13 protein-coding genes are annotated in these 12,782 nt (G+C 41.4%); all 13 read right to left on the bottom strand.

Annotation, left to right across the window (positions count from 1 at the left end; all coding sequences use genetic code 11):
* Positions 1–48: 48 nt before the first annotated feature.
* Positions 49–507 (bottom strand): S1 domain-containing RNA-binding protein, encoded by a 459-nt coding sequence (locus FIU87_RS00370; protein ID WP_152442789.1) that lies wholly within the window; start codon positions 505–507, stop codon positions 49–51.
* Positions 508–598: 91 nt separating this feature from the next.
* Positions 599–982 (bottom strand): FtsB family cell division protein, encoded by a 384-nt coding sequence (locus tag FIU87_RS00365; RefSeq protein WP_152442788.1) that lies wholly within the window; start codon positions 980–982, stop codon positions 599–601.
* Between the two features lie 15 nt (positions 983–997).
* Positions 998–1,636, bottom strand: coding sequence for a spore cortex biosynthesis protein YabQ (gene yabQ / locus FIU87_RS00360; RefSeq protein WP_152442787.1), 639 nt, complete (start codon positions 1,634–1,636; stop codon positions 998–1,000).
* Positions 1,633–1,938, bottom strand: a complete 306-nt coding sequence (gene yabP / locus FIU87_RS00355) for a sporulation protein YabP (RefSeq protein WP_152446354.1) — start codon at positions 1,936–1,938, stop codon at positions 1,633–1,635. Before yabP ends, yabQ begins: the two co-directional genes overlap by 4 nt.
* Before the next feature lie 74 nt (positions 1,939–2,012).
* Positions 2,013–2,282: an RNA-binding S4 domain-containing protein gene (locus FIU87_RS00350; protein ID WP_152442786.1), complete on the bottom strand. Its 270-nt coding sequence runs from the start codon at positions 2,280–2,282 to the stop codon at positions 2,013–2,015.
* A gap of 15 nt (positions 2,283–2,297) precedes the next feature.
* Positions 2,298–3,761, bottom strand: coding sequence for a bifunctional methyltransferase/pyrophosphohydrolase YabN (gene mazG / locus FIU87_RS00345; protein ID WP_152442785.1), 1,464 nt, complete (start codon positions 3,759–3,761; stop codon positions 2,298–2,300).
* Positions 3,762–3,787: 26 nt separating this feature from the next.
* Entirely contained in the window at positions 3,788–5,380 is a 1,593-nt protein-coding gene (locus tag FIU87_RS00340) for a putative polysaccharide biosynthesis protein (protein WP_152442784.1), read from the bottom strand.
* Between the two features lie 118 nt (positions 5,381–5,498).
* Positions 5,499–6,035 carry a stage V sporulation protein T gene (gene spoVT / locus FIU87_RS00335; protein ID WP_152442783.1) on the bottom strand — a complete coding sequence of 179 codons (537 nt, stop codon included), beginning with the start codon at positions 6,033–6,035 and terminating at the stop codon, positions 5,499–5,501.
* A gap of 207 nt (positions 6,036–6,242) precedes the next feature.
* Positions 6,243–9,776: a transcription-repair coupling factor gene (mfd, locus tag FIU87_RS00330; RefSeq protein ID WP_152442782.1), complete on the bottom strand. Its 3,534-nt coding sequence runs from the start codon at positions 9,774–9,776 to the stop codon at positions 6,243–6,245.
* Between the two features lie 101 nt (positions 9,777–9,877).
* On the bottom strand, positions 9,878–10,108 hold the full coding sequence (locus tag FIU87_RS00325) for an anti-sigma-F factor Fin (protein WP_152446353.1): 231 nt from the start codon (positions 10,106–10,108) through the stop codon (positions 9,878–9,880).
* Between the two features lie 273 nt (positions 10,109–10,381).
* Positions 10,382–10,942 (bottom strand): aminoacyl-tRNA hydrolase, encoded by a 561-nt coding sequence (pth, locus tag FIU87_RS00320; protein ID WP_152446352.1) that lies wholly within the window; start codon positions 10,940–10,942, stop codon positions 10,382–10,384.
* Positions 10,943–11,099: 157 nt separating this feature from the next.
* Positions 11,100–11,744, bottom strand: coding sequence for a 50S ribosomal protein L25/general stress protein Ctc (locus FIU87_RS00315; RefSeq protein ID WP_152442781.1), 645 nt, complete (start codon positions 11,742–11,744; stop codon positions 11,100–11,102).
* An 83-nt stretch (positions 11,745–11,827) separates the two neighbouring features.
* On the bottom strand, positions 11,828–12,781 hold the full coding sequence (locus FIU87_RS00310) for a ribose-phosphate diphosphokinase (RefSeq protein WP_152442780.1): 954 nt from the start codon (positions 12,779–12,781) through the stop codon (positions 11,828–11,830).
* Position 12,782: the final 1 nt, after the last annotated feature.

Genomic DNA, 12,782 nt, shown 5'->3' with positions numbered 1-12,782 from the left:
CCGGTTGTGGGACGTGCCGTAAATATTATATAGGTATTCAGCAGCAAGTTAGCCTCTTCTTGCTCCGCGACCTCCGCGTTTTGATTCCGTGTTACGCTTAAGGGAAGTTAAGCGGTCTTCACTATCTTTTAAAAACCTTGCCATTTTCTGTTCAAAGTTTTCCTTTGGACGGAATTCTTCTCTTTTTCCACGTGGTGGTCGCTGACTTGAGCGTTGTTGGCTGTTTGGGCGTTGTGTTGATTGAGCTGAACGTGGTTGCGGCTCGCGGTACGTGTCACTTGCCTTTTTAATAGAAAGACCGATTTTTCCGTCCTTCTCCACGTTAATTACTTTTACCTGGACTTCATCACCTACTTTTAAGTGATCGTTAATGTCCTTAACATAATTGTCAGCTACTTCACTAATGTGAACAAGCCCTGTTGTTCCTCCAGGCAATTCAACAAACGCGCCGAAATTAGTTATTCCTGTTACCTTACCCTGTAACTTGCTGCCTACTTCGATTGACATAAAAAAAATGCTCCTCCTTAAAATCATAAAAAATAAAACTCTTCCTTACCTACCATTATACCTACAGCAAAATTAAGGTGTCAATATCACCCTAATCTGATGAGGAGTCATCTGGAACATTGAAGATGATTTCATCGTCCTCAGACATGAAATAATCACGACGTGCTATCTTGGCAATATAGTCATCATCGTTTAACTTCACAATTTCCTCTTCTAAATGCTGTTGTTCTTTTTCTAGTTTTCCTAGTTCCTGTTCCACAACTGTTTTTCTATCCTCTTTTTCCTGGAGGATAGCGCGTTGGTCTAAGAGTGTTTTCCCCATTAAAACGGCAGTGACAAGGGCTAAACAAAAAAATAATGATAAACGGCGATATAGTCCACGGCGTCTTTTTTGTTGCTTTATCTGCTGCTCCTGCTTTTGTTTGGAATAGTCTGAATGGATTTTTGCTACTTTTTTATCCCTAGCCGCGCTCATCTTATCATTCCTCTCCTAGCGCTTTTTCCAAAATTTTTTAACTCTGTCCACTATACTATATTTTCTATTCTTTATTGTTGTGAAAAAACCTTCAAGATTTTTGAAAATTTTGTATAAATATTTTTGGAGTACTTTCGGAAGCAATCTCCATCCTAACACAGCGATCCATCTTAACGGCAGTGTACAAAGTTTGATTATTCTCCATGCCAAAAGAAGGGTAAATCGCAGGGTAGAAAGGATGAATTTCCATAATCCAATTATTACTATTATACCTGCTTGTACCAATATTTGTATAGGCTTAATCACTAGCATTCTTACAACTTTTGCTAGAAATTGGTATACCTGCACCGTTACATGAATAATGGTTTCTAGTAGGTTTAAATAAACGTACCGTAAAATGCTTTGATAAGCGGCAAACCCACAGACAAGTGCAATAAGAATATAAAAGCGCAGCGCTCCTTCGTTTACTAAAAGCAGGACATAAAACGCGATGAGGCCTTGTAAAAGCCAAAAGAGAACGTCGTGGACAAAGACAACCCATTTGGCTCTTTTTTCACGCTTTAGAAAGCGACCATAAGTATCTATGGCCGCTCCCAGCCATGCACCAACACCAATCATGGCAAGCATAGTATAAAGCTGGGTCGTTAAGGTCATTTGAACAGCTTACTAAAGAAGCCTTTAGCTTTCTCCCCCTGTTGATCGTCCAAGTAGATAATCTCCATTATTTTACCCTTGATGGAGACTACGCCCTTTTCTACATCGAGGTTTTTCATTTGCAAGTTTTGGCCTCTGACAGCAAGAAAGCCCATCACCGTTTCTAGCAAAAATTCTTCATTATCAAAGCTTTCCACTTGCTTTACTCCGGTGATGTCGAGCATTCTCCGGCTTCGCATGACAATGTCCTGTTCTTGAACAACCGTTTTGTTTGCTTGATTCTGATCATAATATTGATTCATCATCATCCCTCACCTATCCATTACTTCAAGATAGTACATGTATATGAGAGGGAAATTTATTTAGAACAAGCCTTCTATTCTTCTGATTGTTGTACTCTTTCTTCCTTTATGATGGTATACATCATCGCGGCTTCTTCTTTTTTTGCATTTTCCTGAATGCTGTCAACAGATGCGGTGACTAGCTTTTGTCCAAAATGGATCGTTAATTCATCGCCGGCTTTTACATTGCTGCTCGCTTTGGCTTGATTCCCATTAATGAAAATACGGCCTTGCTCTGCCACTTCCTTTGCAAGAGTCCGACGTTTTATTATTCTTGATACCTTTAAAAATTTATCTAAACGCATGCCTTCTGCTCCCCCTTATAGTCCTTGCTTTTTTGCTTCTTCCCAAATCGCATCTAGTTCTGTTAATGAGAATTCATCAAAGGTTTTCCCCGTTTCTTTTACCTTCTTTTCAATAAAGGTAAACCTTTGGTAGAATTTGCGGTTCGTCATCGCCACTGCTTCTTCTGGGTCAATCTTATAAAACCTTGCAATGTTCACAAGTGCGAATAACACATCGCCAAATTCTGACGCAACACGCTTGGAGGTGGCGTCTTCGTTTATTTCCTCTTTTAATTCATTCAGCTCTTCAGACACCTTTTCCCACATTGGCTCTACTTCCTTCCAGTCAAAGCCAAGCTTTCCTGCTTTTTTCTGGTATTGATAGGCCTTTGTTAAGTTTGGCAGTCCTTTGGCGACAGCATCTAGGATAGATTGCTCCAGACGTTCGCCTTTTTCTTCCGCTTTAATCTGTTCCCAGTTTTGCACAACATCGTCTGCATCCTCAACAGAAACCTCGCCGAAAACATGAGGATGGCGACGAATCATTTTTTCATTAATGCCTTCTATCACATCGTCTATGGAAAAATACCCGTCATCTTCCCCAATCTGTGCGTGTAGCATCACTTGCAATAAAACATCCCCAAGCTCCTCGATGATTCCGTCTGTGTCTTCCTCATCGATGGCATCCAATAGCTCGTATGCTTCTTCAATCAAATATTTCATTAGCGAGGTATGTGTTTGCTTTTGATCCCACGGACAACCATCAGGTCCCCTTAATGTAGCAATGGTTTGTCGGAAGAAGGAAAAACGTTTATAGAGTAACTCTTCTTCTTTTACTGGAGGTACATACACGCTTGTTAGGTTATTGATTTGTGTCACACGGTCTAGCTCATACAGTGGTACTTCGATGATGGATTCCATGGAAGACCCCACGGCTGTCACAACCGTCACCGGATAATCATCAGGCAAAAGCTCCATTAACGTAAGCTTCACCTCTGAAGCAATAAAGGAATCATAAACCTGGCAAAAGATCATCGCTTGGGTTGGCTCGATTGCCTCTTTCACAAGTGCGGTCGCATCGTGAAATTGAAAGCCCTCAATTGGATCCAGTCCGATGGCCGTAAACATTGGATCGAGAAAGCTCTGTCCCCCTTTAATTTCAAGGGACACCTGGCCTTCTTTTTCCTTTTGGAGTAATAACTGTACCGTCATCTCTGCCACCAATGGATGACCAGGCACGGCATAGATAATGGGTTGGTGCTCACTTTTTGACAGTAGCTCCTGACAAATCGCTTCATACACCGAGTCAAAAGCGTCGTTTTGCTCATAGATCGTATCAAAGGATTGATAGTTCAACCCTTCTTTTTCTAATTCTCCTATAACAGGATGTTCTTTTGTTCGTAAAAACAGGTGCTCCGCATTCATCAGCTCTCTATAAACACCGATGGGCAGCTGCTCTAAATCTCCTGCACCAAGACCTAATACGGTAATTTTTCTCATCGTTTCCATTCACCAACTTCACAGGTTTATTTGCAAAGCTTTGCCAGCTTTTTTCCTAGCGGCAAAAGCAATAATTCTTCTTTTGTAAAATACTGATTTTTTATCATTAATACTAAGTATACCGCTCCGCCTACCATCACACCCAAAAGTCCCTGCACGGTGGCAAAAAGCCGTCCATCAACTGTCATGAAGCTGGTGACATATAGGTAAACCATTAATGCTACTGACATGATGGTGAGACTTACAAGCAACGGCGTGAGGCCAATTCTCTTTAAGATGGAGGTACCTGTTTTCTTTTTTAACGCCAGCAGCAACAAGAGAGCAACGATGGCAAATGCAGCCAAGGTACTAAAGGCTGCACCCAAGGTATAAAGCGCTGGAATGAGGAGTGAATTTAAGAAGAATTTCAATCCTATGCCGATTGTCACAAAGAGTGCTGGCAAATAGGGATGTCCAAGTCCCTGCAAAATAGCCGCTGCGGTTAGCGAGATACTGCAAAAAAGGATAGAAAGCCCGAGCACAAGCAGTACATCCGCTCCATTCGCGTCTGAAAATAGCATCGTATTAACAGGTGTAATCAGAAGAGCAAGACCAAGCGACGCCGCAGCCCCAATAGAAATACTCACGCGAATAGCTAAGTTGATTTTCTCCTGTACATCCCGCTTATCGTTTCGGGCGAGAATAACAAAAGGCACAAGAGATAGCGAAAAAGCAGTGGCAACTACTGTACCAAGCTGAATTAAGGGCTGCCCACGATCATATACCCCTTTTAATTCCTTAGCTACCAGCTCGTTCATCCCGCCATCCACTAAAGTCGCATAAATGGTAAAGGCATCGACCATCTGGAATAGAATTAGTAAAAGACTTGTAATACAAATCGTGAAACCTTGAAAACTTAGTGCTTTTATTATGGACATTGCTTTTGGCAACACTTGCGCCGGAGCATTTGGAATGTGTAGCTTCTGCAGCTTCGTTTTTTGATAGAAATATAACAGAATGATCACCGCACTTATTCCACCTGCCACCGAACCAAAAATGGCACCTGCACCGACTTCATATAGACTATGGCCCGCACCTGTTAGCGTATACGCTAACAGTAAGATGGTCCCCACCCTCACCAGTTGTTCTCCTATTTGGGAGGCCGCTGTTGGTCGCATGTCTCCTAAACCTTGAAAGCTTCCTCTCCAAACAGAAACAAGTGGCACGAGCATAAAGGAAAAGGCAGCAATCTTTATTAGAACAAACAGCTCCTTATCTCCCATCATCGCTGCTAATGATTCTGCTCCAAAATAGAGCAATAGAAAGCCAAGAACTCCTAGGCACGATAAAAAAAGAAAAGAAATCCACCTTATCTTTCTTGCCGCCGCACTACGATATTTTGCGGGCTGTTCTGCAACTATCTTCGAGATGACAACGGGAAATCCATATGTAGCTAAAATCATCGCTACCCCAAAGAACGGGTAAACTTGCTGGTATATATAAAAACCAACATCCCCTACAATATTTTGAAAAGGCACACGATACGCAGCACTTAACACCTTCGTTAGGATCCCTGCTATCGTAAGGATCATCGCGCCTTTCCACACTTTTTGGTAGGAATGAGGAGATTGAACATTCATCACTAAATCCGCCTTCAATAAGAATCTTACAATTGTATAATTATAGCATATTCGCTTCTCTTGCTGCCGAAAAGAACAAAAAGAAACAGCAGAGAGCATTCCCTGCTGTTTCTTCTTTTTATTGTTCCATTTGTCTCGCTAAGAAGCCTGCAGCCGTTTCCACTGCCTTTTGTTCTACTTGACCAAGAGACTTGTCCTTGGACATGATGACCACTGCCCCAATCGGATCGCCATTTGCGACAATAGGTCCGATCGTATAGGACGCAAGTGTTTCTACATGTCCATCCACAATTGCCAGCTGTTGCTCGTCTGTTTTTAAAACAGAGTTGCGGTCTTCCATGGATTTCTCCACAACTTCGCTGATGTTCTTGTTCAGATACTCTTTTTTGGAGCTGCCTGCAACCGCAATAAAGGTATCACGATCACAGATAAGAACAGGGTGACCAAGGCTGTCATAGAGAGCCTCCGCATATTCTTTCGCGAAATCACTTAGCTCGCTAATAGGAGAGTATTTCTTTAAGATTACTTCTCCATCACGATCTACGAAAATTTCCAATGGGTCTCCCTCACGAATACGCAAGGTTCTTCTTATTTCTTTAGGAATTACAACGCGACCGAGGTCATCAATACGTCGAACAATACCAGTTGCTTTCATTTCTTAGGTTGCCTCCTTCATCCGATGATAAAAAGAGATGAGTTAAATTGGTGGAATTGATCAAGATGTCCTGCTTTTGAAGAATTCACCATTTCTTTGAAGTTAGTATCTTACACTCAGGGAGTTATATACATGTTGGAAAAGTTTTTTTCTGCTAGTAAAATCCCCCAGTATTTATATAGACATTATTCGATATACTCAAACCTTTTATGACGCATTTACGCTTTCTTTTTTGACTTTTCGCAATCCTTTTATCATCGCGTCCGCGATTTGCAACCATTCATCAGCTGATATGTTTTTCGTTTGAATAGCGATCTTTAAGCTTTTCCCTTCCATACCAAGGCTTACTTTCCTACCGTATTCATTGCCTAGAAGGAACAGTTTATGGCCATCAATGTTATTGCTTGCTTCCTCCGATATAACTATAGCCACATCCTGTTTCCCTTGTTTAATGGTATCGACTTTTTCTTTTCGTCCATGAACCCTCAGGCTTGATACATAGAAAAGATAGTCCACTTCCTTAGGGTAGGCCCCAAATCTGTCCTTCATCTCTTCTTTCAGCTCTTTGAGATCTTCTTCTGTTTCAAGTCCTCTGAACCTTTTATACATATCAATTTTTTGTTTGCTGTCTGGAATATAAGATTCTGGAATATAGGCATCCAGTTCTACATCGATGGTAATCTCATGCTCAGGCTTTGTCACCTTATGTCCTTGACGCTGTTCAATTGCTTCTTTTAACATCTGGGAGTACATATCAAATCCAACAGAATCAATAAATCCATGCTGCTGTGCACCAAGAAGGTTTCCAGCTCCTCTAATGGAAAGGTCACGCATCGCGATCTTAAAGCCTGAACCAAGCTCTGTGAACTCTTTGATGGATTGCAGACGTTTTTCAGCTACCTCTGTAAGGACTTTATCTTTTCTGTACGTAAAATAAGCGTAAGCCACACGATTAGACCGCCCTACACGTCCACGAAGCTGATAAAGCTGAGACAACCCCATTCTATCAGCATCAAAGACAATCAACGTATTTACATTAGGAATGTCTACCCCTGTTTCAATGATCGTTGTGCTGACTAAGACATCCGCTTCCCCTTCTAGGAATTCAATCATCACAGATTCAAGCTCATTTTCGGTCATTTTTCCATGAGCATACGCGATTCTAGCTTCTGGAACAAGCATGGAGATCTCATCTGCTTTCCGTTCAATATCTTCCACCCGGTTGTATAAAAAGTAAACCTGACCTCCGCGTGCCAGCTCCCGCTCAATTGCTTCCTTCACCAGATTTCCGTTGTACTCCATTACATACGTTTGGACAGGAAACCTGTTTTCAGGCGGTGTTTCAATGACAGAAAGGTCTCGCACACCAAGCATGGACATGTGAAGTGTCCTTGGAATTGGCGTGGCAGTTAGGGTGAGCACATCAATATTGGCCTTCAGCTGTTTAATTTTTTCTTTATGTGTCACGCCAAAGCGTTGTTCTTCATCAATAATTAATAGCCCTAAATCTTTGTATTTGATATCTTTCGATAATAATCGGTGTGTACCAACGACAATATCCACCGTTCCGTTTCCAAGACCTTTGATGGTTTCATTTTGTTGTTTCCTAGAGCGAAACCTGCTCATCAGGCCGATATTTATTGGATAATCTTGAAATCTTTCACGGATTGTTTCATAATGCTGCTGCGCCAGAATCGTGGTTGGCACTAAAATCGCCACTTGCTTGCTATCGGCAATCGCTTTAAAGGCTGCGCGTATTGCTACCTCTGTTTTCCCATAGCCAACATCTCCACAAAGCAGTCGGTCCATCGGGCGAGTTCGTTCCATATCCAATTTGATTTCGTGAATGGAGCGTAATTGGTCCTCTGTCTCCTGATAAGGGAAGGTTGCTTCAAATTCTCTTTGCATTTCACCATCAGGGGAGAATGAATAGCCAACACTTGCTTCTCTTTCGGCATATAACTTAATCAGGTCATCGGCAATATCTTGAACAGAGGATTCGACTTTCGTTTTGACCTTCTTCCAGTCCGTTCCGCCTAATTTATAAACTTTCGGTTCTTTTCCTTCTGAGCCGACATACTTCTGAACCTGATCAATCTGCTCAACCGGTACATAAAGCTTATCGGAGCCCTGATATTTAATATGAATATAATCCTTATGAAGGCCGTTAATATCCAAGGTTTCAATGCCTAAATATTTCCCGATTCCGTGGTTAATATGGACCACATAATCGCCAACATTTAATTCAGTGTAATTTTTTATTCGTTCCGCGTTGGTAAGCTTTTGGCGGCTTTTCGGCTTCTTTGCCTTCTTTTTAAAGAGCTCTTCTTCTGTAATGACTGCCAGCTTCTGCATTGGTAGCTCGAAACCAGAATGGAGATCTCCTTCTACGATTTGCACCTCGCCATGAGCAAAAGCGGAGCCCTTTGAAAGCTTACGGATATCCATTTCATAATCAGCAAACACAGATTCTAGCTTTTCCATGCGTTCCTGATTGGATGCCAGGACCACGACGGCATAATTGGCCTTTCTCCATCTTTCCACCTCAGATTTTAATAGATGCATCTGACCATGGAAGTGCTGCATGCTTTTTGACGACATGCTAATTAAATTCTCTGGGTGCGTATGTGGCACCCCTCTTAAAAATAAGGACAAATACAAAAATGGATGATCGCTACTGTGAATGACTTCCGCAAAGGAATGGGAGAACGTCAAATCGTGCACCGCTTTCCCTTCCTCCAACAGCTCCACAAGCCACTCTGCCTCTTCTTTATCTAGGTTTTCAGCTGTTTCATGAATACGGCTGATTTCATCAAGCACTACAAGACCACCCTCAGGAAGATAGTCTAGTAAACTAGCGGGGGTATGATAGAAAAAGGAAAGATATTTATACAGCTCAGAAAACACTTGTCCGTTGTTTAACTGCTCAATTTCATAAGATATGTTTTCGGTTAATAGCTGCTTCACCTTTTCATTTTTAACTTTCTTCAATGTTGTTGCTAGTTCACGCTCGAGCTTTTCCTTGCCCATAGCGATTTCTTCGTTGGTAAGGATGATTTCCGTTGCTGGTCCAATCGTTACCTTGTCCAGATTACCTTGAGAGCGCTGATCCTCCACGGTAAAATAACGAATGGATTCTACTTCATCATCAAATAGCTCTATTCGAATCGCATACTCCTCGGTAATAGGATAAACATCAATGATACCTCCCCTAATACTGAAATCTCCAGGGGTAGACACCATGCCGACTCTTTGATAGCCCAATCTGACAAGCTTTTCAGCCAGATTATCCAATTCCAATGTTTTTTCTACTTCAATGGTTAACAAGGTTTGCTGCCATTTGGCTTTAGTCGGAAGGATTCTCTTCAAACCCGCAATTGGCGCGATAATGATCCCTGATTTCTTGGTTGCCCAGTGGTTTAACGCCTCAATCCGCTGTGCTTTAAGCTCAGGACTAGCAATCCCAATTTCTGCAGCTAACACGTCATTTACAGGATAAAGATAGAGATCTTCCTCTGGTAAAAATCCGACAAGATCGTCATACACCTTTTGTGCATGATATAAATTATGGGTAATTAAAAGAATGGGCCCTTTTCTTTCCTCATAAATAGAGGAGATGAGCATGGAACGAGCAGAATTGGATATCCCGGATACAAGCTGCTCTTTCATCCCTTCCTGTAGCCCTTCCATAATGGATTGGAAGTCATCATTTTCTGTAAAATATGGGATAAATCCATTCATATCAGTATCCCTCCTCTCCTAAATCTCTCTTTCTGGAAGCGCCTCTACTTCCAGCATCGTCTAAAATACGCAAAAAGGCCTTGGTATTCACCAAAGCAACTCTATTGTATAAACTGTTCTTGTTCATGCCACGAAGGGTTTCGCTCCAACGCCTCCTGACAATCCTCACAAATTGTTTTAACATGTACATCACCATTTTGTTGATATGAAATCATTTCTTGGCGGTCGGTATCTGATAACTGATGGAAGCCTAAATCAGCTGTATAGACAGATGCGGCATCGATTTTCCCTATTTTGTAACCACAATGCCTGCAATGATAATGAATAGCCATCATCTTCCCCCCTGTTTTTTTACCAATAGTATGAACAGGGAGAAACATTGTTATACTTGCCGACCTTTTTGACTACTTTATATTTTATTACATGTTGGCTGTTCTTATCACTCTCTTACTTTTACGTAAATTCATGAACATGCACCTATCCAACGTGGCTGTTGTGCTCATTTCACATATACATTATTGATGATTGGTTCCACTTTTAGGCCATATACTTGTATCAAAATCAAAACCGACTTAGTTACTAGCAATAATCCTTTAGAAATGAGCTTATTTGTTAAAGCTGTTCATAACCTGCAAAAACTCTTTTGATACGTTTGCCTCACAGGCTTCTGTTGCTTTTTTTATGCTGTCATCAATCGCCGGTCTTTCCTCTGTATGAAATTTCCCAAGCACATAATCAGAGATGGATGGACCATTTTTCGGCCGGTCAATCCCCATTCTAATCCGATTAAACTCTTGCGTTTGCAAGTGCTGTATTAACGACTTAATGCCGTTGTGTCCTCCTGCGCTCCCTTTTTGGCGCAAGCGTAGTTTTCCTGCCGGAAGGTCAAGGTCATCATAAATCACAACCAAATCCTCTACATCAAGCTTATAAAAGTCTAATAAGGGACGCACACACTCACCGGATAAATTCATGTATGTAAGAGGCTTTACTAACAAAACCTTCTCTCCTTGTACGATACCTTGGCCGTATAACCCTTTAAATTTAGACTGGGAAAGGGATATATTCCACTTCTCCGCCAGCTCATCTATCACCATAAATCCAATATTATGTCGCGTTTCTTCGTATTGTCGTCCAGGGTTGCCTAAACCAACAAAAACCTTCATTATCTTTCCTCCTGAATCCTCTTCCTTTGTTGCAAACAAGGAGCGTAAAAATTTCTTCATGAAATCCTCCAAACATAAAGAGATTATCTTTTATTTTACTTGAATCAAGAGGGAAAGCAAAATGGTTTGCGAAAAAGAAAAGACGCAACCTAAACGGTTACGCCTCCTCCTTGTTTTCTTCTGATCCTTCTCTGCCTTCTACACGCTCTGGTTCACCAGGCTCTTGCTCTTCCCCGCTGTCAATTTCTTCTTCCACTCGAGGAGGCAGGATGGATACAATCACTTCATCCTCTTCATGATTGAAGCTGTATTTACCTGATGTATCTAAATCGCCAATAGAGATATTCTCATTCACTTGTAGCTCAGAGACATCGACATCAATAAAATCTGGTACATTGTTTGGTAGCGTTCTGACCGATACTTCATGAAGCACCTGCTGCAATACGCCACCGTCCTTCACACCTTGCGCATCTCCGACAACATGTACGGACACATCCACATCAATTTCCTCTTTAAAGTTAACCACGTGGAAATCTAGATGAACAAATGATTCACTCTTTAATGGATCTATTTGATAATCATATAGCATTACTTTACGTTTATCAGAACCGATTTCTAGTGAGATGATTCCATTTCGGCCTGCCTCACGAATCGTCTTAATAAAATCCTTGCTATCTACTGTAATTGATTTATTCTCAGTATTGTTCCCATATACTACCGCTGGAATTAACCCTTCCTCGCGGATTTTTGTTCGTGAAGATCGTTTGAACTCTGTACGCTCATTCGCATGTAATACTGTCATTCTAATCACCTTCCTGGGAAAATAAAATACTTGTCTTACTTCAATTTCCCCAATTTACAGAAGGTTAAACATAAATGTTGAGATTAATCGAATAAAGTACTTACGGATTTTTCTTCATGCACACGCACAATTGCTTCTGCAATAAGCTCTGCCACAGAAAGCTCCGTAATTTTTTCAATCTTCTTTTCTTCTGATAGTGCGATTGTATTCGTTACAACCAACTCTTTTATTTTTGAGTTTTGGATGCGCTCAATAGCAGGACCAGACAGTACTGGGTGTGTACAGCATGCATACACTTCCTTTGCACCGTTCTCGATTAAGGCATTAGCAGCAAGAGTAATGGTTCCCGCTGTATCAATCATGTCATCAATTAAAATAGCCGTTCTTCCTTCAATTTGACCAACAATGTTCATCACTTCTGCCACATTTGGACGAGGGCGGCGTTTATCAATAATCGCAATTGGCGCTTTTAAGCGGTCCGCAAGCTTTCTCGCACGTGTAACCCCACCGTGGTCAGGTGATACGACAACAATATCACTAAGCTCTTTGCTATCGAAATACTCTGCTAAGATAGGAACACCCATTAAATGGTCAATCAAAATATCAAAGAACCCTTGAATCTGTGGCGCATGTAAATCTAACGTAATAACACGGTGCGCTCCCGCTGTTTCTAACAGGTTTGCAACTAATTTTGCCGTGATTGGCTCACGAGCACGAGCTTTTCTGTCTTGTCTGCCGTAACCATAATATGGCATTACAATGTTAATTGTTTTCGCAGAAGCACGTTTTAACGCATCAATCATAATAAGAGTTTCCATGATGTGTTCGTTCACTGGTGCGCTCGTTGATTGAATAACGAATACATCACAGCCACGGATACTTTCCTCAATGTTGATTTGCACTTCCCCATCACTAAAACGGGAAACTGAGCATTTTCCAATCGGTACTCCTACATTTTGGGCAATCTCTTCCGCTAGGGCAGTATTAGAGTTCAAGGTAAAAATCTTTAAGTTAGAATCGGTATACTTTTGTGACATG

This window comes from Bacillus sp. THAF10, from assembly GCF_009363695.1.
In the GTDB taxonomy this organism is placed as follows: Bacteria; Bacillota; Bacilli; order Bacillales; family Bacillaceae_I; genus Sutcliffiella_A.
Note: the sequence above shows the minus strand (reverse complement) of the source record. Positions and strands in the feature narration are given on the sequence as shown.

Excerpts from the sequence above, each read along its gene's own strand:
- FIU87_RS00370 (WP_152442789.1), bottom strand. The coding sequence starts at position 507 with ATGTCAATCGAAGTAGGCAGCAAGTTACAGGGTAAGGTAACAGGAATA.
- FIU87_RS00365 (WP_152442788.1), bottom strand. The coding sequence starts at position 982 with ATGAGCGCGGCTAGGGATAAAAAAGTAGCAAAAATCCATTCAGACTAT.
- yabQ (WP_152442787.1), bottom strand. The coding sequence starts at position 1,636 with ATGACCTTAACGACCCAGCTTTATACTATGCTTGCCATGATTGGTGTT.
- yabP (WP_152446354.1), bottom strand. The coding sequence starts at position 1,938 with ATGAATCAATATTATGATCAGAATCAAGCAAACAAAACGGTTGTTCAA.
- FIU87_RS00350 (WP_152442786.1), bottom strand. The coding sequence starts at position 2,282 with ATGCGTTTAGATAAATTTTTAAAGGTATCAAGAATAATAAAACGTCGG.
- mazG (WP_152442785.1), bottom strand. The coding sequence starts at position 3,761 with ATGAGAAAAATTACCGTATTAGGTCTTGGTGCAGGAGATTTAGAGCAG.
- FIU87_RS00340 (WP_152442784.1), bottom strand. The coding sequence starts at position 5,380 with ATGAATGTTCAATCTCCTCATTCCTACCAAAAAGTGTGGAAAGGCGCG.
- spoVT (WP_152442783.1), bottom strand. The coding sequence starts at position 6,035 with ATGAAAGCAACTGGTATTGTTCGACGTATTGATGACCTCGGTCGCGTT.
- mfd (WP_152442782.1), bottom strand. The coding sequence starts at position 9,776 with ATGAATGGATTTATCCCATATTTTACAGAAAATGATGACTTCCAATCC.
- FIU87_RS00325 (WP_152446353.1), bottom strand. The coding sequence starts at position 10,108 with ATGGCTATTCATTATCATTGCAGGCATTGTGGTTACAAAATAGGGAAA.
- pth (WP_152446352.1), bottom strand. The coding sequence starts at position 10,942 with ATGAAGGTTTTTGTTGGTTTAGGCAACCCTGGACGACAATACGAAGAA.
- FIU87_RS00315 (WP_152442781.1), bottom strand. The coding sequence starts at position 11,744 with ATGACAGTATTACATGCGAATGAGCGTACAGAGTTCAAACGATCTTCA.
- FIU87_RS00310 (WP_152442780.1), bottom strand. The coding sequence starts at position 12,781 with ATGTCACAAAAGTATACCGATTCTAACTTAAAGATTTTTACCTTGAAC.